The 21,596-nt window shown below is 57.9% G+C and carries 19 protein-coding genes, 1 pseudogene and 3 other annotated features; of the genes and pseudogenes, 12 read left to right on the top strand and 8 right to left on the bottom strand.

Annotated elements, in window-relative coordinates; translation table 11 throughout:
• On the bottom strand, nucleotides 1–1,054 hold a 1,054-nt coding region (locus tag DYZ14_RS19265), incomplete at its 3' end, for an RHE_PE00001 family protein (protein WP_232365597.1).
• A gap of 157 nt (nucleotides 1,055–1,211) precedes the next feature.
• Between DYZ14_RS19265 and DYZ14_RS19260 the strand changes: the two genes are divergently transcribed.
• The 7 genes and pseudogenes from DYZ14_RS19260 to DYZ14_RS19230 all read left to right on the top strand — a co-directional run bounded on the left by DYZ14_RS19260 (nucleotide 1,212) and on the right by DYZ14_RS19230 (nucleotide 9,336).
• Nucleotides 1,212–2,786 carry a Mu transposase C-terminal domain-containing protein gene (locus DYZ14_RS19260; protein WP_232365596.1) on the top strand — a complete coding sequence of 525 codons (1,575 nt, stop codon included), beginning with the start codon at nucleotides 1,212–1,214 and terminating at the stop codon, nucleotides 2,784–2,786.
• A 2-nt stretch (nucleotides 2,787–2,788) separates the two neighbouring features.
• Nucleotides 2,789–3,667: a TniB family NTP-binding protein gene (locus DYZ14_RS19255; RefSeq protein WP_035243718.1), complete on the top strand. Its 879-nt coding sequence runs from the start codon at nucleotides 2,789–2,791 to the stop codon at nucleotides 3,665–3,667.
• Nucleotides 3,664–3,846 (top strand): annotated as a pseudogene (locus tag DYZ14_RS19250) (TniQ family protein); the annotation flags it as partial. The gene DYZ14_RS19255 and the pseudogene DYZ14_RS19250, both read left to right, overlap by 4 nt.
• Nucleotides 3,847–3,998: 152 nt before the next feature.
• Nucleotides 3,999–5,615: a Mu transposase C-terminal domain-containing protein gene (locus DYZ14_RS19245; protein ID WP_154722188.1), complete on the top strand. Its 1,617-nt coding sequence runs from the start codon at nucleotides 3,999–4,001 to the stop codon at nucleotides 5,613–5,615.
• Nucleotides 5,616–5,621: 6 nt separating this feature from the next.
• Entirely contained in the window at nucleotides 5,622–6,503 is an 882-nt protein-coding gene (locus DYZ14_RS19240; protein WP_154722187.1) for a TniB family NTP-binding protein, read from the top strand.
• Complete coding sequence (locus tag DYZ14_RS19235) at nucleotides 6,481–7,356, top strand: TniQ family protein (RefSeq protein ID WP_232365595.1); 876 nt, start codon at nucleotides 6,481–6,483, stop codon at nucleotides 7,354–7,356. The genes DYZ14_RS19240 and DYZ14_RS19235 overlap by 23 nt, the downstream gene beginning before the upstream one ends.
• Nucleotides 7,357–7,801: 445 nt before the next feature.
• Nucleotides 7,802–7,849: a sequence feature (sul1 is cis-regulatory element that is thought to sense ions involved in sulfur or methionine metabolism; They are found in Alphaproteobacteria), on the bottom strand.
• Nucleotides 7,850–8,052: 203 nt separating this feature from the next.
• Nucleotides 8,053–9,336 carry a D-alanyl-D-alanine carboxypeptidase gene (locus DYZ14_RS19230; protein ID WP_154722186.1) on the top strand — a complete coding sequence of 428 codons (1,284 nt, stop codon included), beginning with the start codon at nucleotides 8,053–8,055 and terminating at the stop codon, nucleotides 9,334–9,336.
• Nucleotides 9,337–9,357: 21 nt separating this feature from the next.
• Here DYZ14_RS19230 and DYZ14_RS19225 read toward each other — a convergent pair whose 3' ends face one another.
• From DYZ14_RS19225 to DYZ14_RS19195, 7 genes are all read right to left on the bottom strand, one after another.
• Nucleotides 9,358–10,779: a TCP-1/cpn60 chaperonin family protein gene (locus tag DYZ14_RS19225; protein WP_232365599.1), complete on the bottom strand. Its 1,422-nt coding sequence runs from the start codon at nucleotides 10,777–10,779 to the stop codon at nucleotides 9,358–9,360.
• Between the two features lie 101 nt (nucleotides 10,780–10,880).
• Nucleotides 10,881–11,195, bottom strand: a complete 315-nt coding sequence (locus tag DYZ14_RS19220; RefSeq protein WP_154722184.1) for a hypothetical protein — start codon at nucleotides 11,193–11,195, stop codon at nucleotides 10,881–10,883.
• 355 nt (nucleotides 11,196–11,550) lie between these two features.
• Entirely contained in the window at nucleotides 11,551–12,141 is a 591-nt protein-coding gene (locus tag DYZ14_RS19215) for a hypothetical protein (protein WP_154722183.1), read from the bottom strand.
• Between the two features lie 62 nt (nucleotides 12,142–12,203).
• Nucleotides 12,204–12,938 carry an RES family NAD+ phosphorylase gene (locus tag DYZ14_RS19210; RefSeq protein WP_195950035.1) on the bottom strand — a complete coding sequence of 245 codons (735 nt, stop codon included), beginning with the start codon at nucleotides 12,936–12,938 and terminating at the stop codon, nucleotides 12,204–12,206.
• A gap of 18 nt (nucleotides 12,939–12,956) precedes the next feature.
• Nucleotides 12,957–13,811: a universal stress protein gene (locus DYZ14_RS19205; RefSeq protein ID WP_154722181.1), complete on the bottom strand. Its 855-nt coding sequence runs from the start codon at nucleotides 13,809–13,811 to the stop codon at nucleotides 12,957–12,959.
• A gap of 15 nt (nucleotides 13,812–13,826) precedes the next feature.
• A complete protein-coding gene (locus DYZ14_RS19200) occupies nucleotides 13,827–15,293 on the bottom strand; it encodes a SulP family inorganic anion transporter (protein WP_154722180.1) in 1,467 nt (488 codons plus the stop codon).
• 114 nt (nucleotides 15,294–15,407) lie between these two features.
• A complete protein-coding gene (locus DYZ14_RS19195) occupies nucleotides 15,408–16,664 on the bottom strand; it encodes an SAM-dependent methyltransferase (RefSeq protein ID WP_154722179.1) in 1,257 nt (418 codons plus the stop codon).
• 210 nt (nucleotides 16,665–16,874) lie between these two features.
• Nucleotides 16,875–16,927: a sequence feature (sul1 is cis-regulatory element that is thought to sense ions involved in sulfur or methionine metabolism; They are found in Alphaproteobacteria), on the bottom strand.
• A 306-nt stretch (nucleotides 16,928–17,233) separates the two neighbouring features.
• Between DYZ14_RS19195 and DYZ14_RS19190 the strand changes: the two genes are divergently transcribed.
• From DYZ14_RS19190 to DYZ14_RS19170, 5 genes are all read left to right on the top strand, one after another.
• Nucleotides 17,234–17,449 carry a hypothetical protein gene (locus DYZ14_RS19190; protein WP_154722178.1) on the top strand — a complete coding sequence of 72 codons (216 nt, stop codon included), beginning with the start codon at nucleotides 17,234–17,236 and terminating at the stop codon, nucleotides 17,447–17,449.
• Complete coding sequence (locus tag DYZ14_RS19185; protein ID WP_154722177.1) at nucleotides 17,446–17,967, top strand: hypothetical protein; 522 nt, start codon at nucleotides 17,446–17,448, stop codon at nucleotides 17,965–17,967. The genes DYZ14_RS19190 and DYZ14_RS19185 overlap by 4 nt, the downstream gene beginning before the upstream one ends.
• Before the next feature lie 196 nt (nucleotides 17,968–18,163).
• Entirely contained in the window at nucleotides 18,164–18,880 is a 717-nt protein-coding gene (locus DYZ14_RS19180; protein WP_154722176.1) for a spermidine synthase, read from the top strand.
• An 80-nt stretch (nucleotides 18,881–18,960) separates the two neighbouring features.
• Nucleotides 18,961–19,012: a sequence feature (sul1 is cis-regulatory element that is thought to sense ions involved in sulfur or methionine metabolism; They are found in Alphaproteobacteria), on the top strand.
• 163 nt (nucleotides 19,013–19,175) lie between these two features.
• The gene (locus DYZ14_RS19175; protein ID WP_154722175.1) at nucleotides 19,176–20,681 is read left to right on the top strand and encodes a SulP family inorganic anion transporter; all 1,506 of its coding nucleotides are present in this window, start codon (nucleotides 19,176–19,178) and stop codon (nucleotides 20,679–20,681) included.
• Between the two features lie 13 nt (nucleotides 20,682–20,694).
• Nucleotides 20,695–21,549, top strand: a complete 855-nt coding sequence (locus tag DYZ14_RS19170; RefSeq protein WP_154722174.1) for a universal stress protein — start codon at nucleotides 20,695–20,697, stop codon at nucleotides 21,547–21,549.
• The last annotated feature ends 47 nt before the right edge of the window (nucleotides 21,550–21,596 follow it).

The raw sequence follows: 21,596 nt of genomic DNA, 5'->3' as shown, positions 1-21,596 counted from the left end.
GCTCCCCCACAATGCGCCGCGCCGCCTGCGGTGTGACGTTCAGCGTTTTCGCTACCATGCCGGCCGACACGAGCGGTTTTCCCATGACCAGCTCGACCAGTTCCGGCAGCTTTGACGAGGTCCGGCGTCCGTCGAGCTTTCGCTGCATCATCTGCCGCGCTAGCGCTAGCCGATCATGCTCCTTCAGCCCGATCTCGGCGGCGGCGATCAGACAGTGGGCGATGGCGAGCAGCCGGGTTTCGCGATGGCGATGTCGGCGCCGGTCGACGGGAATGGTTTTGAGGCCGAGATTGAGGGCGGCCAGATGCGTCGCAGTGGTGACGCCGGCCTGGCGCAGGATCGACGCGGCCAGCAGCCGGCCGAGCCAAGGCGCATGCTGCAAGACGGCCAGTTCGTTCCAAGCGTCCAATGCTACTATCGCCTGCAGCACCGCCGGCAGATCGTTTGCCTGCCGCAACACACCGCGCCATTCCTCCAGGCGCTCGTCCTCATCCCAGTCGAGATCATAGACCAGCGGGTCCTTTTCCCCCGCACTGGCACGGCCAGGGCGCTTCGCCTCGGCGATGGCGGCGTCTGACCTGGCCAGAATCGCATCGATAGCGGCGAACTCGGCGTCGAGCGGGCTGGTACCGTCATCGCTGTCCTCCCTCTCCCCTTCCCCGACCGAAGTGAGATCCGGCTCCACACCGCCGACTTCAACAGCACCTCCGGAGGCAGACACGTCGGCAGCCGCCACAGACGATGTCTGCCCGCGCAGGCTGCGCAGACCGTCGGGGCTCAGCGCCCAGCTCGGCGGCTGCGCCGCAATGCGCCGGCGGGTGCGCAACACGTCGCGGGCGATGGTCAGTTCATGGGTCGGCGTGCGAATATCTCTTGTGGCATCATGCAGGACGAGGTCCTCGAGATGGACGAGTTCGCCGTCGATCCACAAAGAGGCGCAGGCATCGGCAAAATGGGATCGTTCGATCCAGCCATCGCCGACTGGCGAACGGGCGATGCGCTCGTCGAGACGCGCCAGCGCGGAGCCTGTGTGGCTTTTACTTCCAGATTTCAATCCGGGGAATGTCATACGCCAGTTGGGTTCTGGCGCTAAACTGGAGACGATTTTCAGCTAATGATTTCAGCGAGGCCCTTTGCCAAAGCGATTTCACGATCGAAGCTCGCCGGCGGCGCGCCCGGTCTTGGACGAGCACTGGTCGATGGCGCGTCGAATGGCCCGCGAGCTGGACAAAATCCTGGATGGCGGCAATCCGAAACATGCTGCCATCAAACGCGCGGCGGCTGAACTGCGGCTCACCACCCGGCAAATCTATAATCTCCTGGCCCGTTACCGAGCCGATCGCACTGTGACCAGCTTGCTTCCTCGCACCGCTGTCAGTCGGCGCAAGCGGCTGCCGGAACAGGTGGAGGCGATCATCGCGGCCACACTTCGCGAGAAGTGGCTGACGCTTGAGCCGACCCCACTTGCTCCCGTGGTCGACGAGATCCGCGCGCGGTGCGAGGAAGCCGGTCTTGCCGTTCCCTCATATGTGACGGTCGCTCGGCGCATCCCGATGTTGTTTTCGCCTGAAGAGATCGCGAAGAAGCGATCGGCCAATCCAAAGCACTTGCTGCGGCTGAAGCCGCGTCCCGGCTATATCCATGCGCCACACCCGCTCGCCGTCTGCCAAATCGACCATACGCCGACTGATATCCATTTCGTGGAGGTGGTCGATGGTGCCGGTGTGTTCGTCGGCCGCCCATATTTGACTGTTATCACCGACGTGGCGACACGATCCATCGTCGGCTTCTGCCTCACCTTGGAAAAGCCGTCGGTTCTGTCCGTTGCGCTTTGTCTCGCCCAAGCCATGTGCCCGAAAGATACATGGCTTGCAGCGGGCAATCTCAATCACGCCTGGCCGATGTTCGGTCGGCCGCAGTTGCTCGTCACGGACTCGGCGATGGAATTCAAGGGACATGCCTTCCAGCGAGGATGTGATGATTATGGGATCAGGATCCGGTATCGCGATCGCGGCCGGGTCCATCAAGGCGGCGTGGTTGAACGGCTGCTGGGAAAGCTCAACGCCGTCCTCGCAACCTACCCGGGCTCTTCGGGCCGTTCGGTGGCCCACCGCGACGAATATCCATCCGAGCGGCGCGCCTGCGTGAGCTTCGCCGATCTGGAGCGTTGCGTTGCGCTGGCCGTGATCGATCACAACCTGCAGGAAAATTCCAAGACCCTGAATGTCCCCATGACGGAATGGCAGCGCAACGCAACCGCCCTGCCTCGTTTCGACGATGACCCGCAGCGCGTGCTGTTGTCGTTCTTGCCGGGGACGGAAAGGCAATTGTCACCGCAAGGGATCAGCATGTTCGCCATGCACTATTATTCGCCGTGGCTGAGCGCCGTCGTTCCCGAACGTGACCGGCTCGGAAAGCTTGAGGTGCGATACGACCCCCGTGACATCAGCCATGTTTACATCCGCGACCCGGAAACAAGACAGTTTCGGCCGGTCGAGCGACGCGACGGCCAACTGACGTCAGTGACGCTGTGGGAGCATGAGGCGGAACGCACCCGTCGGCGTGCGGCAAACCACCGCTCAAGCACTGAGAAGGTGGCGCTCCGCCGCGAGATCGCAGCCATTGTGCAATCGGCGAAACCCTCCAGGCGCCAGTTGCGTGATGCTGTCCGCAAGGCCCATGCCGCTGCGGCGGAGAAGTCTTATGCAGTCATGCAACCGCGGACGCCTCCTCCCGCCGAGCATCCCCCGCGCCAGAAGAGCCGCTTGCCGGTGGAGGACTGGTAGCAATAGTGGATCATTTGCTCGAGCACGTCCGACCGTATCTTGACCGTGATCAGGAGGAAAGGATCGCCTATATCCGCGCGCCACGGTGGATAGGGCATCATGCCGCCCAGGATAGCCATCGGCGACTTGCCGAGCTTCTGTTACGGCCTGCGTCTTTGCGAACCCAGGGGCTGATGTTGGTCGGCCCCTACGCCAACGGTAAGACGATGATTGCCGAGCGGTTCGCCGTCGAGCACCTGAGAACCTCGCCCAAGCAAAGGGTATGGATAGCCCAGACACGCGAAGGCGCCGGCCTTGGCCATTTCTATGCCAGCATTCTCCAGGCGCTGCGGGCGCCCGGCGCCGATATGTGGAACCTCGGCCGCAAGGCCGAGCAACTCGATCACTTGTTGGCCAGCGTCAGGCCGAGGGTGCTGATTTTCGACGAGTTCCACAATGCGTTGCGGGGCCGTGCGCGCGACGTCGAAGCCGTATTTGCTTTCCTGCGGCGGATTGGCCGCCAGTATGACATCTCGCCGGTGCTGATTGGCGAGGTGGCCGTCTGCGATTTTATCAACGCCACCAGCGAGATGGCGAGCCGCTTCGACCTGGTCGCAGTTCCACGCTGGCAATATGACGAGAACTATCTCATGCTGCTCGACAGTCTCGAAGCCGCTTTGCCGCTGGCCAAAAGCTCGGATTTGTCGACCGAACCGTTGGCCCGGATAATATTCAGCCTGTCGGAAGGCCTGATCGGTGAAATCGTCACCATCGTCACCAAGGCAGCTGTCGCGGCGATCAGATCCGGGAGCGAACGCATCACCAAGGCCGGAATCGACGAACTGCACCATGTGCCGGTCTCGCAGCGGCGCAGCAGGGCCTTGCGCGAGAGCCTTCTATGATGACGGCCGACGCGCGCACGCCGGCAATCAGCATTCGCGAACGATATGGTGACGTGGTTTCTGACCTGTGGCCGGTCACCGTGATGCCGCAGCCAGACGAATTGCTATCAAGCTGGTTGCACCGGCTTGCCTATGCCAATGGGGTAGCCCCGAAAGCATTCGCGCGCGTGCTCGGTGTCGCTTTGCACTTAACGCCAAGAATCGGTCGCAGCAATTTCAGAGGGATAGCTCGGCACTTAATTTGATAATAAGCACTTTACTTGAGAATTTCGCATGAATCTGATCAGTTAATGTGAGAATCAGACGACCGAGGAATCGACGGTGTCTTGCTGTGAGTGACCCATTCCCTGACGAAGTTGACGAAGCGCTTTGGGATGAAGCGTGCCGGCGCGCAGACGCAATTCGAGACTTTCTGAAAAGCCGCACTGGCAGGATGTCGGTGGCGGATGTGGCGCTGCTTGCGACCGAGCTCGAAATCAGTCAAGCGACTGCATACCGCCTCATCAAGCTATTCCGGGCCGGCGGGACCGTGATGAGCCTGGTGGAGCGCAAGCCCGGCCGACCAGGAGGCCATCGGGTACTAGATGACAGGCGGGAGGAGATCATTCGGACGACGATCAGCCGGTACTATCTGACCCGCAATCGTCCGTCATTCTCACAGTTGGTTCGGGACGTGCAAACGAACTGCCTCGCGGTCGGGCTTAGGCGGCCGCACCCCCGAACCATCAAGGTCCGGCTAGAAGATATTGATCTGCAGAAGCGTGCCAAACGGCGCGGCGAAACCAAAGTTGCCAAGAACACTCGTGCTGTTCCCGGGATGCTAGCCGCCTCCCAGCCATTGCAGATCGTGCAGGTCGATCATACGAAGGCGGACATCTTTGTCGTTGACGAGGAAACGCGGCAGCCGATCGGCCGGCCCTGGCTGACGCTGGCGATGGATGTCTGCAGTCGGATGGTGACGGGCTTCTACCTCACGATGGATGCCCCTTCCCGCCTTTCGACCAGTCTTTGCCTTTTGCACTCCATTTTTGACAAGTCGGCTTGGCTGCGAGAACGCGAGATCAGCGAGGCGTGGCCCGTCGCCGGCTTGCCAGATACCTTGCACGTCGACAATGGAGCCGACTTCAGAAGCCAGTCTTTCAAGAGAGGATGTCAGGATGCCGGCATTGTGATCGACTGGCGACCGCCAGGGGAGCCACGCTTCGGTGGTCACATCGAGCGTCTGATTGGGACGCAGATGGGAAAACTCCACCTGCTGCCTGGCACGACGTTCAGCAACGCGCAGGAACTTGGGGAATACGACTCAAAGCGCCATGCGGCGCTCACTTTACGCGAGCTCGAGCGTTACATCGCGCTCGACATTGTCGGCTCCTATCACCATTCAATACACGCCAGCCTGGGCCGACCGCCCATTGCAGTATGGCGGGAGCACGAGGACGTGATACCGCTTCGACTTCCCCAGGACCGGATGCGTTTCTGGCTGACGTTCCTGCCCGAGCAGGAACGCACGCTGCGGCCAACAGGGATTCACCTGTTCGGGCTGCGATATTGGTCAGCTGCCCTCAGCGCCGACGTTGGGCGCTCCAACCGGCGTCTCCTTGTGAAGTACGACCCACGGGATATGGCTCGCGTCTTTGTCCGGCGCCCATCCGGCAACTTCGTGGAAGCCCGCTATGCCGACGTTACCTTGCCCTCGGTGACACTGCACGAGGCACTGGCAGCGCGCCGCGCGCTGCTGACAAAGGGGCGACGGGAACTAGATACCCGCACCATAGTCGGCACGGCAGTTGAGCAGCGCAAGCTGGTCGAGGCAGCAGTCAAGAAGACGGCACTCGCCCGACGCGGTCCCGCAAGCCATCAAAAAACGAGAGTGGAAGACGGCGGATGGGGGTCGCTTCGCGGGGTAGACTCCAGCAAACCTGTGGCCTTCGACGAGGACACGGAGTGAACTGGCATGAACACGGAAATCTCCCATTTAACCTCTAACGCCGCGGCTTTGCTTGCGGAGACCGACGCGCAACGTATCAGAGCGATCAGATCACGCCGCTGGCTCGTTTATCCTCGCGCGAAGCAGGTGCTTGAGCGGCTCAACCAACTGCTTGATCATCCGCGTGGCACCCGCATGCCTTCGCTCGCCATCTACGGTGACAGCGGCATGGGCAAGACGATGATCATGAAGCGTTTCCGTGATCAGCATCCACCGAGCTTCAGTGCTCTTACCGGCAAGTTGAAGACACCGGTTTTGGCCATGGAGATGACCAGCCGACCCGGCGAACGACGGTTCTACGCCGAGCTGCTAACCCTTCTCGGCGCACCGCAACGGCCACGCGCCGATATCGCCCAGATGGAGCAGGCGGCGATGCGCATCATGGAGGCGATCGGCGTTCAGGTGCTAGTGATTGACGAGGTGCACAATATCCTCGCCGGAACGTATCGCGAGCAACGCATCGTCCTCAACACCTTGCGCTTCCTAAGCAACCGACTTCAGATCTCCCTCGTCTGCTTTGGCGTCAATGACGCCCGCGAGGCCATCGGTGGTGATGTGCAATTGGCCCGCCGCTTCGAACAGTTCACCCTAAGCCGCTGGGCTGCCAACGATCAGTTCGAGATCCTGATCGCATTGATCCTGCGCAACACGCCGCTACGCCAGCCGTCGGTGTTGACCGCCAAATCGCTACGGCGGATGTTGCAGATATCCGAAGGGATCACCGCGAACCTCTTTTATATCGTAAACACCCTCGCCATCGACGCCATCGAAAGCGGCCAAGAGAGAATTACGGACGCAGCTGTCGAAAGATGGGAGCCGGAGTTCGATGCGGAAGCCGCCTTCGCATGACATGCAGGCCCCTCGGCAGTTGCCGGTAACACTGGCTCCCTGCACTGATGAGCTGCTGTCGTCGTGGATCGCACGGCATGCCGATTTCTATGGTGTCCCTCCCCTGGCTATGCTTCGGCATTGCCTTCCAGAGACGCCATCCCTGCGCGCCGCCGATCTTAATCTCAACGACAATCAGGTCCTCCGCCTGGCACTCATGCTCTGCGCCGATCCGGCAACGATCCGCCACACCGCCTTCACAAACATCGCCCCGGCGTCGCGGCGCCTGATTGCGAAGGAGGCGATACAGTCATGCTCAACCTGCTATCCTGCAAATACCGAACCGAGAGTTGTTCTTCGAAGTCAGCTTCTCGGCTGGCGTATCACCTGTACTCTTTGCGGCGGTCTATTCCGATCTCCTGATGGGCGTGACTGTTCCTCTCCCTTCGGCCACTACCATGCGACTGCTCTCATCGGAGAAAGGCTGCTCCACAATGAGGCCGAACGCGAGGCCGGAAGCTGGGTCTCGTCAGCCAAGATTGCACAACTTCTGCTGATGCGACGCGCTACGAAGCCAGCCTCCAGAAACTATGAGCCGTGGCGATACAGGGTGCTAGGCGCACTCATTCCAGATCTCGATGATGCCGTTGAACGGCAGAGCCTACCGACGTCGGCAAGTCCAATCCTGCAGCTGCATCTGCGGTCGGCTCTGCTGGCCGGGATAGCCATCGTTGAGCGTTCCGGCCCCGAGATGCTCGAAATGCTTCGAGGCCAAATGATGGGCGAGAACAAGGCGCGGTTTAGCACTGCAGTCGATGACATCCTCAGCAGCACCTGCCAATCAACCGCGTCATCACAACTGCAGTTAATCTGAGAATCTTCACGGGCCAATTCTCAAGTTAAATGCCAAGACGGGTCAAAGCGACCGCATTCTCACGGTTATGTGCCAAACGACACGAAGCCGTTGTAGGAGAGCCAATCTAAAAGGCGTCTTTTAGGAAAGACATCCTCGTATAGAGGGACAATGGCGAAGTATACACAGTTTGTTATCTGAAACTTGGAGTTCAAAAAACCGACAAGTTCTAGAAAATCGAACCGGATGGACTTCGACAAACGGTCGACATAATTTCCATCAATCAGGACACAACACTTTTGAGAATGAGTAACCGGCCGCAAACGCACCTCCGCTCGTCGGCACCAGTCTGCGCGTCATTTTCCGAATGCCCGAGTGAATCGATCGATCCGGGTCCGGTCCGACTCTTGCCGAAATTGTTCGTCAATTAAAATTTCTGACAAGGCGGGGCTACAGACTGGTTGAATGTTGGTCGAGGGATAGGCGCCCGACATAGCCACCACAGGGGTCCAGACTTCGCGTCCCAATCCAAATATCGATGGCCGGAACACTACTAATATGGCGCATGCTCGCAGCAAAGTCCAGTTCACCGACCAAGCATGCCTATATCTGGACATGCCGAGATTAATTCAAATGCAAGGTTTTGACACCTAGTCTGTCGTAGCTGCAGCGCCGACACGGTCGCCGGCTCAATCAACAGCGAGAGTGGAAAAATTTATGGCTGCGACGGACCTATTAAACCGACGCTCGAATGCAAAGAGCTTTGCCGCCCGGGCCGGGTGTTTTGTTCTAACGGCATTCCTGGCGGCAATCTCAGTGCCAGCATCGGCAGTCGCAAACGCAAAATATGCGGGATATGTCATCGACGTGAACACGGGCGAAGTGCTCTATGCCACCAATGCGAACGCCCGGCGTTACCCAGCCTCGTTGACCAAAATGATGACGCTGTATTTGACGTTCGAAGGCTTGGATGCCGGGCGGTTCATGAAAAGCACGCGTATTGCGGTATCCGCTCATGCGGCATCAGAGCCGCCGTCGAAACTGGGACTACGGGCAGGCTCCACCATTACTGTCGAAGACGCGATGCACGCCCTCGTCACGAAATCCGCAAACGATGCTGCGACCGCTCTCGGTGAGTTCCTCGGTGGCTCGGAGCCCGGCTTCGCCAAAATGGCGACAAATAAAGCCCGTGCGCTGGGTATGCAAAACACGAACTTCCGAAACGCTCATGGGCTGCCCGATCCGGCACAGGTGACAACAGCCGCCGACATGGCCCGTTTGGGCATCGCGCTTCGAAAGCGCTTTCCTCACCACTACCCGATCTTCGAAACGCGGTCTTACCGTTTCGGCAAAACTACCCTGCGCAGTCACAACCGCCTGGTGGGCAGCGTTGAGGGTGTCGACGGGATCAAGACAGGGTTCATCAATGCTTCCGGATTTAATCTGGTAACCTCCGTCAGGCGTGACGGACGCTCAGTGGTAGCAGTCGTACTCGGCGGACGGACAGCTGCAAGCCGCGATGCTCATATGCGCGAATTGCTTCAAAGGCACCTCCCGCTTGCAAGTCGCTCTCGTGAGGGAAATGATCTCGAGCCAACACGCGATTCAACACTGGTCGCCCTACTCGAAGAAGCGCCGCGGGTAGGTCCAGTACCGAGTTTCCGTTCGACCGACGAAAACCTCAGCAACGTGGAAGTAGCGTCCGCTGCGACGGCCGATCCAATCACAACCGGCTCGTTGGGGTTGCCCAGCGCAGAAGGAACGTGGGCTATTCAGATTGCAGCAGTACCGGATCGAGCCGGGGCAATCCGGATCCTCGAAAAAGCAAAAAGCGACCACGATGGCTTTCCCGCATCTGTCGAACCGCTTGTGGTCGAATTTTCCGACGGATCGAGCCTTCTGTACCGGGCTCGCTTCGTTGGTTTCGACGCTCGTGAGACAGCCTGGGCAACCTGCCGGGCGCTGAAGCAAAAGGGCTATGGTTGCTGGGCAACGCGATAGCTGGTGAGCCGCAAGTTCTTTTCAATGCTGCAAGTCTTCTTCCTGAGGGTTGCAGGGTCGCCGTTGCATTTCCTTGCGTTGGGTTACGAGGACTTCGGTGAGCGCGATGAGACCTGCGATAGAAGAGGAGACCCTTACAGCTGCAACGACTACAGCGGTCGCGTCCAGGACGCCGACCGCATCGGCGGCATGCAGTGTCCGTTCACGGAGATCGAACACCTGACCATCCGGAGAACTGCTGAGTATGTTTTCGACATACTGCGCCCCAGGCTCGCCGGCACTGTCGATCAGGATTGTCATTGGTGACACCAGTGCCTTGCGCAGGATTGCGATCCCCTTTGAAGTCGCGATGTCATCTACCGTCTGGCTACCCAACCATCGGGCAGCATCCAGAAGGACGGACGCTCCGCCTGCAACACGACCGTCTCTCAGTGCGGCTCTGACAGAGGCCGCGCATTGGGTAGCCCGCTCCATGCGCTCTTGTGACGGCGTCTCTCCGATTTCACCAATCGAAATCAGTACCGCGGATGTTGTCGCTTGTCTCTCAAGCTCGCAGGCAAAAAGCTCAATGAACAACTTGTTATTGGACATGACGATGCGCCCATTAAGGTCGGCACGGCGGAACCGCAATCTCTCTTGAATATTGGCTAGCTCGAAGGGCAACCTAGACAACGTCAACGACAAGATGTGCAGCCGGTTTTGATCAATACCACGCGGTATTGAGGCACGAAACGTGGGACAGACACGCTGGGCAGCGATAAGCACGTCCGCACCGGATTCCAGTGCGTCTTCGAGCTTATTCTCAATCTGGCGCCAGTTCTCAAGCGGGCTAGGATAGAGGATCAGACAAGGATCCGTGAAAGCTATCGACCTGTACGGGTGGTCGAAACGGTCGTGTAGATAAACGTCAAGGATTATCCCTTTGACGATTTCGCAAGATGAAGTTTTCGACGGCAGCAGGAAAACAGCTGATGGATCCTCGGCGGAAGAGAAACCCTCTGCGATCAACTGGGCAAGCGCATCGTCGAGGCCTGCAGCACACCGGGCGACCGAAGCCAATTCACCAGGCCCAGAGAGAGGTCGCGACATCCGAGTGATATATTTTTCGACCATTTGTGCGGCCCGCCGAAGCCCGCCACCGACCTCAGCAACGTTTTCGGCGACCCAATTCCGCCTGAAGGTTTCAACAGCAATGGAATGGGTGAGTATCGCAGCGAGCGTGGTTCCATCGCCGGTATATTTCTGTTGTTGCCGCGCGACATGGCAGAGCAATTGTGCCCCCGCATCTTCGTAAGGATCTGAGAGACTGAAATCCTCAAGAATGCTCGCGCCACATTTCGTGCTTCTGATCTCTGGCGCGTGGTAGTCGACGGCGACGGTCCAGCCACACGGGCCGTATGTTGACTGCGCTGCTTCTAAGGCAAGCGACATACCCTTAAGCATTTTCACTCGGGCTTCATGCCCATGCACCGACTGTTTCAGAATCCACCTCACACACACGTTCAGGTTTCTGAACACCGCCGAAGAGCGAAGCTCTGCGGCACTCAGACAAAGTGGTCGGAAAACTGGTCGAGCATTAGCTGACGGTCGCGTGTTTCCATCAGAACGAGCCTCAGTCCGTCTTCATCGTCGATAAGCTTCACGCTGCCGCCGCCGAAGATGCGCGCATAGCGATGAATGCTTTCTGCCATTTCCAACGATGTGGTCGGTTTGAACCGAAGCGGTAGGGCAGCGGGATATTGCGCCCCTTCAGGAATATCACATTCGGGCACTGGCCCCGAACCGAATGGATTGAGCGCGTCGTCAGTAAGATTTTCCAGGAATGGGGAAGCCTGATAGGTTTCACTTAATCTGTCCATGTCGCTCCTCACGAGGTTGTGCAGGTGCGACGCAGAGCGGCTTGCGGCAAAGCAAACCGTAAGCACGTGGCTTTGGGCGGACCATCTCACGACGGACGACCAAGCTTGCGCGATGAAGCGCTGCGTCGTGCTGCGGAGATATTCGTCCCATCAATTGAGGGGAATGACCAAATGTAACGAAGAAACTTGCCGTTGTGTAGTGCTATTTACTCTTTTTTGCGGCAGGCCACGGCCGGATCTGCGTTCGGACTTTGTGGTCCGCTGGATCCGTACGATCCCGGCCGTCCGACGTGCAGCATGGAGGACTGCATCAGCATTTCGGGAATATACTGGCCGATAGGAGCAGGATATTGTGCTAACTAAGGGTCTCTCGCTTGAGGTAGGGGCACGCAGCGTAGAGAAACAAGACCATAACGGACATTAGACTTGCCTGATGAATCAACCAGGACCAACCTGTTTGTGGTAGGCCACCCAAAATCCGTTCGTTGGTTCTCGCTAAAGTGTACATAGCCAAAGCGGCTACAAGCAGGATCGAATTGCGACTGAATGTAAACCTCAACAATTCCATGAGACAGGCGGACGAAGTGGCCGGTTCAGTTCGGACGACGAAAAAGACAAGGCCGCCGGCGACGGACAGAGCGCTGGTGGAAATCACGTCGAAGCCGAGAAATTTCGAGTTTGCTTCTATATTCAGCATCACGAAAAACATAACGCACAGGGCGATGGAAAACACACGCTCCGCACCTCGCGTTGCTGAAATGCCGTAGGCGCCGGCCAGCAAGGCATAGATGCAAACCATCGTGGAAATCTGCGAGATCACGGAGGTATCCGCGAACCCCTTCGCAGGAGGCGTATGGAACAGTAGAATAATCGAAACGATCGCATTGACGATCGCGATAAAGAAGAAGCACCGGGCAATCCGCCAATCAATTTCATAGGTTTTCATCGAACATTGGCCTGTTTGGTGGGTGGTTTAGTCGCCGCCTCACGTGATGGGGGTCGTCCAGCTCATGGAGCCTGTTCAAATTGGAACTGGACCTCGCGGACCCGAAAAAGCGATGCGTCAATAAAGGACGCGCAGTTGAGGTCGAAGAGCGCGACGTTATGGCCGTCATGCGAGAAGGCTGTCTTGTAGATGATTCCGTCGTATCCTTCGGTCTTGAAGGCCTCGGCCAGTATTTGGGTGGCCGCGTAGCCGGCGGTATTGTCACTTCGCACCACGGGCCTGGAGAACGCATAGTCAATGTGCGACCACACCAGATTCTCGATGTCGTCATCCTCGAATGTGGCCTGCTCCCGATCAAACGGCTGTGCAAAGCGACTGCAATCCACCACTACGAGGTCCCGCAATGCCTCGAAACGAGCGACTGAGACGATCGATCCTATCCCAGGTCGCACTTCCGACATTGCAGACTCCCGGTCCGTCGCGAAATACAGGCATGGGATCCCTTTGGGATTAACCCGGCCCTCGTAGGCGCGGTCATCCCAGGGTTTCATGCGAGCTTCCGGATGCGGCAACGGGATGCGCCGTCCAGCAACAACGTCGTCTGTCCAGCGGTGGCCAATCTGGGCTCTCCAGAAGACAGCGCCGGCCCCGATCGTGCTCAACCTTTCTGGACAGGTCGCGACGACCGCTTCAAGAAAATGTGCCGCTTGTACAGAGCGCATGTAACGAGATTGGCGAGTTACCTCATTTTCAAACTGCCAAAAGGCATCCACTTTCTCAAATCGCGCCGCGCCCATCATCTTTCCTCTACCGGGTCAGCGAAACAGTACCACCGGCACTTTGCAGGACCGGATCATCTCCGTGGTGGTCGAGCCGATGAAGAGGTTGCGCAGCCGCGAGTGGCTGTAGGCGCCCATGGCGAGGAGATCGTAGCCCTCTTTCTCCACCGTCTCGGAAATGACCTTGTCAGCCGATCCCTGGACGAGGTTGATTTCCGGCGCATAGCCGGCAGCCTGCAGGATGGCGGCCGCATCGTCGAGTTTCTTGCGGTTTTCGGGCGTGTCAGCACCCGCCATCACCACTTTGCAGCCGAGACCGTCGAGAATCGGGCTGCGGGACACCTGGTCCACCGTCTTGATGGCCATTGGGCCACCGTCATAGGCGATCAATAGCTTGCCCACCGGCTTGAACGCCCGCGAAGCGATGACGATCGCCTTGTGAGTCGAGCGCACGACGCGTTCGAGATTGGATCCGAGGTGGCCCGCAGCAAAATCGGCGCCTTCGCCGCGTTTGCCGACAACGATGATGTCCGCATTGGCTTCGAATTCCAGCACGGTATCGACCAGATCGCCGTTGCGCAGCTTGGTTTCGACATTCTGGACACCCATTGCCTGAAGGTGAGCTTTCGCCTCTTCCAGCAGCAAACGTCCACGTGCATGAGCGACCTTGGCCTTCTGCGCGTCAAGTTCGGCCAGTTCCTCAAGAAGCGCGGTGCGGGCGCCAATCCCGATATTGCCGCTGAGGTTCACCGGCTCGCTCGAAAGATCGCGTCGGCCGATGACATGGAGGATCTCAACTGTGACGTCGGTCTTGCCGGCAATCCAGGCGATGTGATCGCAGACGCTCTTTGCATAGGCAGAGCCGTCGATCAGTCCGAGTATTCTTGTCATTCTTGTGTTTCTCCCTTAATGGCCCATCAGGCGTTCCATGGCGCCGGGCTTGTCGTGAATGGCGAGCTTGTCGACGATGGTCTCGCTGGCCTGATTGAGGCCGATGATCTCGACATCTGCGCCCTCGCGGCGGAACTTGAGCACGATCATGTCCAGTGCCGCGACGCTGGAAATATCCCAGATATGGGCGTGGGTGACATCGATCGTGACCTTGTCGAGTGATTCCTTGAAGTCGAAGGCCTTGTTGAAATCGTCGACTGACGCGAAGAACACCTGTCCTTCGACGGTATAGGTGCGGTGCGCACTGTCCGCCGACAAAGCCGAGGTGATGCGAAAGATCTGGGAGATCTTCCAGGCGAAGAACACGGCAGACAGCAGCACGCCGATCAGAACGCCGATAGCAAGGTTGTGGGTGTAGACGACGCCCACCACGGTCGCCAGCATGACGATCGAGGACGAACGCGGGTGATCCCTCAGGTTCTTGATCGAGGACCAGGAGAAGGTACCGATCGACACCATGATCATGATCGCCACCAGCGCTGCCATCGGGATCTGGCTGACCCAATTGCCAAGAACGAGGATCATGAACAGCAAAAACACACCTGCGCAGAAGCTCGAAAGACGTCCCCGGCCACCGGACTTCACATTGATCATTGATTGACCAATCATCGCACAACCGGCCATGCCGCCGAGAAAGCCGGTCACGGTATTGGCGATACCCTGACCAACACATTCTCTGTTTTTATTGCTGGGCGTATCCGTCAGATCATCCACGATCTGCGCTGTCATCAGGGATTCCAGCAAGCCCACGACCGCCACGGCGACCGAATACGGCAGGATGATCATCAGCGTTTCGAGATTGAGCGGGATCTGCGGGAGCAGGAAGACCGGCAGGGTGGACGGCAGTTCACCCATATCGCCAACGGTCCGGATATCGAAGCCGAAGTAAATCGACAGGGACGTGAGAACGACGATGCAGACGAGCGGAGAAGGTATCGCCGTGGTGACATACGGAAACAGGTAGATGATAGCGAGACCGCCAGCGACCAGAATGTAGGTCAGCATGGGCACATTGGTCAGTTCTGGTAACTGCGCCATGAAGATCAGGATTGCCAGCGCATTGACGAAACCAGTCATGACGGACTTCGACACGAAGCGCATCAGGTAGCCAAGCTTGAAGATGCCGGCAATGATCTGGATGATCCCGGCGAGGATGGTCGCCGCCAACAGATATTCGACGCCATGTTCCTTCGCCAGTGTGATCATCAGTACTGCGGTCGCCGCGGTCGCGGCAGAAATCATGCCAGGCCGTCCGCCAACGAAGGCGATCAGAACGGCGATCGAGAAGGAGGCGTAAAGGCCGACCTTCGGGTCGACGCCGGCAATGATGGAAAAGGCGATGGCCTCGGGAATGAGGGCCAGCGCCACAACGAGGCCTGCAAGCGCATCGCCCCTGATGTTGCCAAACCATTCGGTTCGCATTTGGGTTAAAGTGTTAGATGACAATAGAAATTCTCCTTTCCGCTGTCATAAGCGGATGGCAGTGTGAGGGTTGATCGCCTCAAAGAGGCGACGACGATCGACAATAGGATGCGGCTATTCCGCGGCTCGGCGAGACGGCGCGAGCATCGACGCCTCCATCCCGCGAAGCCGTGTTTCAGCCGCTTGAATGTAGTCGCGCTGTAGCGGAACGACCGTCTGGTCTCGGGAAAGCTGGATCTGGAAGACGATCATACCCTGATGGCGGAAGGCGGATTCAGAAGAAGCGAGATAGAACTCCCACATCCGCGCAAACCGCTCGTCGTATAGACCGACTGCTTCTTCCCGACGCGCCATAAAGCGGTCGCGCCAGGCCTTCAGCGTCTCCGCATAATGCAGTCGTAGGATTTCGATGTCACAGACCACCAGACCTTGGCGTTCGATAACCGGCAAGACTTCCGAAAGTGCCGGAATGTAACCACCCGGGAAAATGTACTTGTGAATCCAGGGGTTGGTATGGGACGGACCATCACTGACCCCGATCGAGTGCAGAAGCATCACGCCGTCGGGCTTCAGGAGGGATCGCGCCTTGGAAAAGAATTCGTCGTAGTGTCCTACACCGACGTGCTCGAACATGCCGACGGAAACAATCCTGTCAAATTTCTCGTTGAGATGGCGGTAATCTTTCAGATGGAAACGCGCCCTGTCTGCCAGATTTTGGGCTTTAGCACGCTCATTTGAGATCGCGAACTGTTCTTCCGATAGCGTGACGCCGGTCACGTTGGCACCTGTCATCTCAGCCAGATAAAGACCCAAGCCACCCCAGCCGGAACCTATGTCGAGAACATCGTGGCCCGGTTCGATCAATAGCTTGGCCGCAAGATGGCGCTTTTTTGCCAGCTGGGCTTCTTCAAGCGAACCGTCGGCAGTCTCGAAATAAGCACAGGAATATTGGCTGTCGCTGTCCAGAAACAGACGATACAGCGACCCGTCGAGATCATAGTGATGGGCTACGTTATCCTTGGCCCGACCGACGGGGTTGTGTTGATGAAATCGCCTGCGCAAACCTGTCAGCCAGCGGTTGAATTTGGCCGCCCCTTTCAGGGAGTAGACGCTGGTGTTCCTGAATACGAGTTCCAGGAAATTGTAGATGTCACCCTGCTCAAGGACAAGTTTTCCGTCCATGAAGGCTTCACCAAATGCCAGCTCGGGATTGGTTGCCAATGCCCATAAGGTACGGGACTTCTTGATGCGAAGCACAATGGGCAAACCCGCCCCATCCCCGAATGTGGCGCGACGGCCTGAAGGGTAGATGATGGACAAATTGCCGGTTTTAATATGTTGCGAAACGAAGTGATTGAAAAACGATGACATTCAATTTCCTGAATACGTCGTTCTCCATGGACCATGCGCACGCGCTCACCGCGAAGCCCAACAAAGAGCTAGCGATTAGATCAATACCGTTGACGAAAATCACATAAGCAAGCAGTTGCGATGCGATTCACCGATATCAGGCGAGCAGATTTTCCATGGGAATAACCAACGGGAACTCAAGGCATCCAGAATGGACTGCGTAGAGTAAACTTGTGGCCGGGGGATAGGCGCCCGGAGAAGCCACCCGCCGGGGCGGGTCCGTGATGATGGCATCAATGAGGCAAAAGCGCGCAGAATGCAAGACATGGCTGCCATGCATTACGCGCACGGCTGCCAACTTCACTCCTTGGTGGAATTTGTCACTACACAAACAGAGATTGAAGGGTTAAGGTTCAGGTATCCCCCAAAATTTCGGGGATGACCTTTGAGGTTGTCGGTTCGCATGCGGCGGAAGCGGCGCGAACCGAAAGGTCGTCCCGTTTCATATACGGATGCCTACCGCATCCGTAGTTTCTCATGATGCCACCTTCGACATGCGGGTCTTACGCAAGGCATGGAGGGCAGTACAAATGAGCTCTACACTCACCAATTCCAGTGACGATCGTCTGATCTCGCGACTTTTAATCGGCAAGCCAGACATTACGCCGGCGCAGGTCAAGCAACTTGTTCCTGCGACAAGAGCACTGGATGACCATGCGCTTTCCCAGAAAATTGAGCACTTAACGCGCGCGAATGCCAAACGCCGGCCGCTCGCGAACCGCAGCAAGAGGGGAGCAACGCAGTGAGGATCGTCGTGGGAGATATTTTAGTCGAATGCGTCCAGAGTGACGTCGATCACCAGAGCGATGTCGCTGCACTTTTCTATTATACGTCCAAATCAGGAGAAATCGCAGCAGGACAAGAACCACTATCGAAAAGCGAGCTTCGCCCGGGACAGGCACTGCTGGAGCAATTGCCAGGCTTTTCGGGTCGTTACCGAATTATTGCAAGTGGTCCCGACTCCCTTGATGACCGTCTCGCTGTCGAAGTCTTCAAATGCTGCCTCGCCAATGCGGTCGCGCTTTGCGAGAACCACGAAGTTCGGTCGGTTGCGTTTCCGCTGGCTGCCGGAATGTCCAAAAAAATCCCTATCCCGCTCGCTGCGCAGATTGCCGCCGCAGTCGTCGCAGATCATGCTCGCCGTTGTCGAAATCTCCGTGTTATCCGTTTCGCTCTGGCAAGCGCTCTGGAACTGAACACCCTGCCCCGTTACCTCATCCAAGCAGCAGCGACGCTTGCAGAGCCCAGGTCAGTGTCCATCTGATGAAAATATAAAAGCAAAAGGCCGGGACAAAGCCCGACCTTCCTCATCCGTCTCGACACCGTTGCCAGTACCTCCGTGGTCAACGCTGGAGACAAATATCTTGCCGCCAATGATAGCGGCAGGCGAAATTATATCAACCCATCCCGCCAGTTTCGAAAAAGTGACGTTTCGCTGGGTGCATTCAAAGGAACTTCTCGTGAGCCGCTTTTTCAAGGAACTCGATTACAGACCCACACCTCTTGGTGCGTTGACTTTGCGATGGCGTATGGATCCCGTTTCAGGCGAGGAAATCTACGAAATCAAGCTTGGCGATGACTTTCTCATGTCGAGCAAGTTCACCACATCCGAAAAGGCGCTGGCGACGATTGCGCTCAATGCCTTCGGCACGGACAGGGTTCTGGATGTCGTGGTTGGCGGCCTTGGCCTCGGCTATACCGCTGCTGCCGCGCTGGACGACGCGCGGGTTCAATCGTTGCTGGTTGTCGACGCGCTCCGGGAAGTGATCGAGTGGCACAATGACGGGCTGCTTCCGCTCAGCAACGCAATCGTAAGCGATCCGCGGACACGCTTGATCCATGGGAGCTTCTTCGACATGGCTAAAAAGGGGAACGCCTTTGACCCGGAATGTCCGGGTCGCCGCTTCGACGCGATACTGCTCGACGTCGACCATTCTCCCAGCAAGGTCCTCCATCCCGCCAACCTTGAATTTTACACTGTCGATGGGCTCTCCGGCCTGCGTGAGCAGATGAAGCCCGGGGGGATTTTTGCACTTTGGTCGAATGAACCACCCGAAGAGAGCTTTACGCAAACCCTTCGTAACGTCTTCAGCGAAGCGAGGGCAGAAGAGGTGCGTTTTTATAACCCCCTACAAGAAAACGAAGCGATCCAATCCGTCTATGTGGCACAGGTCTAAGGACGTCATCCGGCGGCATAGCGTGGCTCGGTGACTTTTTGCTTGATTCCAAACCGGATTGCCGCAATATTGCCGTAGTCAACGGACCCGCTCTGCGGGTGGCTTCTCCGGGCGCCCATCCCCCGGCAACCCACAAGATCCCTGCATCGCCATCATTGTTCAGTTCCTTATGGAGCTCCCGAAGCATTAAGCCGCTTCCGGGCCAGAGCTGTAGCGACGTGATCGTATCCGTGTGCGTGACCTCAATGATTAACGACATGAACTCCCGGATCGACCGCCTCCCATCGTCGCCGGCATGGAGACCAAAAAATTGAACCGCGATTTCATAGGAAACCTGAAAGCCGAATGGTTCGGCAACATCCGAGCGGATGTCCTAGCTGGCCTTGTTGTAGCACTCGCGCTCATCCCCGAAGCCATTGCTTTTTCGATCATTGCAGGCGTTGATCCGAAGATCGGCCTTTACGCGTCCTTCTCGATCGCGGTGCTGATCGCTTTTGTCGGCGGCCGACCTGGCATGATTTCTGCCGCAACCGCTGCAACCGCGGTCCTCATGGTGACGCTGGTGCGGGATCATGGCCTCCAATACTTGCTGGCAGCCACCGTGCTCGCTGGCCTTCTGCAGATTGTTGCCGGCATCTTCCGCCTTGGTTATCTCATGCGCTTCGTGTCGAAGTCCGTCATGACAGGCTTCGTCAATGCCCTGGCGATCCTGATCTTCATGGCGCAGTTGCCGGAACTGACGAACGTTCCTATGCTCACTTACATCCTGGTCGCGGCCGGCCTGGGGATCATCTACCTCTTCCCATACGTGACGAAGGCAGTGCCTTCGCCACTGGTCTGCATCGTCGTTCTGACGGCCTTGTCGATCGGTTTCGGTTTCGACATCCGCACTGTCGGCGACATGGGTGAGTTGCCCTCCACCTTGCCGATATTCCTCATTCCGCAGATCCCGTTCAACCTCGAAACGCTGATGATCATCCTGCCGTATTCCGTGGCAGTGGCAGCCGTGGGTCTTCTGGAATCTCTGATGACGGCGCAGATCGTTGATGATCTGACCGACACTCCGAGCGACAAGAACCGTGAATGTATTGGCCAGGGCATCGCCAACACGGCAACCGGCTTCATCGGCGGCATGGCGGGTTGCGCGATGATCGGCCAGTCGATCATCAACGTCAAATCAGGCGGCCGGGGACGGCTCTCGACATTCTGCGCCGGCGTCTTCCTGCTGTTCATGATCCTGGTGCTCGGCGATCTCGTCAGCCAGATCCCGATGGCAGCGCTGGTGGCGATCATGATCATGGTGTCGATCGGTACCTTCTCCTGGTCCTCGATCAAGAACCTGAAGGATCACCCCCGCTCGTCTTCCATCGTCATGCTGGCGACCGTGGTAGGCGTCGTTTACACCCACAATCTCGCCATTGGCGTTCTGATCGGCGTGCTGCTGTCTGCCGTATTCTTCGCCTGGAAGATATCGCAAATCTTTCGCATCACCTCGGCTTTGTCGGCTGATGGCGCACATCGTACCTACACAGTTGAAGGACAGGTGTTCTTCGCTTCAGTCGACGATTTCAACAAGGCCTTCGACTTCAAGGAGTCACTCGACAAGGTCACCATCGATGTCACCCACGCCCATATCTGGGATATTTCCAGCGTCGCGGCACTGGACATGATCGTGCTCAAGTTCCGCCGCGAAGGCGCCGATGTCGAGATTATCGGACTCAATCAGGCCAGCGAAACCATCGTCGACAAGCTCGCCATTCATGACAAGCCGGGCGCGATGGAACGCCTGATGGGCCACTGAGGGAGGATCAAAAATGACAAGAATACTCGGACTGATCGACGGATCGCCCTACGCCCAGAGCGTATGCGACCACATTGCCTGGATAGCCGGAAAGGCCGAAGTGACGGTGGAGCTTCTCCACGTCATCGGCAGGCGCGATCTCGCCTCTGAGCCGGTCAACCTCAGTGGCAATATTGGCCTTGGTGCCCGCACTGCGCTTCTTGAGGAACTGGCCGAACTTGATGCGCAGAAGGCCAAGGTCGCCCACAAGCGTGGGCGTCTTTTGCTGGACGAAGCAAAGGCCCGGCTCAACGAGGCTGGTGTTGCAAACGTCGAGACGAAGCTTCGCAACGGCGATCTCGTCGACACCGTGCTGGAGTTCGAGGCCTACGCCGACATCATCGTCATCGGCAAGCGTGGCGAGGGCGCTGACTTCGCCAAGGGCCATCTCGGATCCAACCTGGAACGTGTCGTGCGCTCGACCCATAAGGCAATCGTCATTGCCTCGCGCGCCTTCAAGCCAGTGGGCAAGCTGCTGATCGCCTATGACGGCGGCACAATGGCCATGAAGACGGTGGACCAGGTGTCGCGCAGCCCGATCCTCGACGGTCTCGGTTGCAAGGTCGTGATGGCCGGTGCGGATACGCCCGACAATCGCAAGAAGCTCGATGACGCGGCTGTGCTCCTGAAGGCCGCAGGTTACGCGCCGGAAGTCGCCCTCGTGCAGGGCGCGGCCGACAAGGTGATCTCGGACATGGTGGAAAAGGAAGGTTTCGACCTTCTCGCCATGGGTGCCTATAGCCATTCGCGGCTGCGCTCCCTCTTCATCGGCTCGACCACCACGGAGATGATCCGATCCTGCAAGGTGCCGGTCGTCATCTTCCGCTGAGATCAGGACGGGCGGGCGCTTTGTCCGCCCTCTTATCCGGAGGAGAA

This window comes from Ciceribacter sp. T2.26MG-112.2, assembly GCF_900492205.1.
GTDB classification, from domain to species: Bacteria; Pseudomonadota; Alphaproteobacteria; order Rhizobiales; family Rhizobiaceae; genus Allorhizobium; species Allorhizobium naphthalenivorans_A.
Note: the sequence above shows the minus strand (reverse complement) of the source record. Positions and strands in the feature narration are given on the sequence as shown.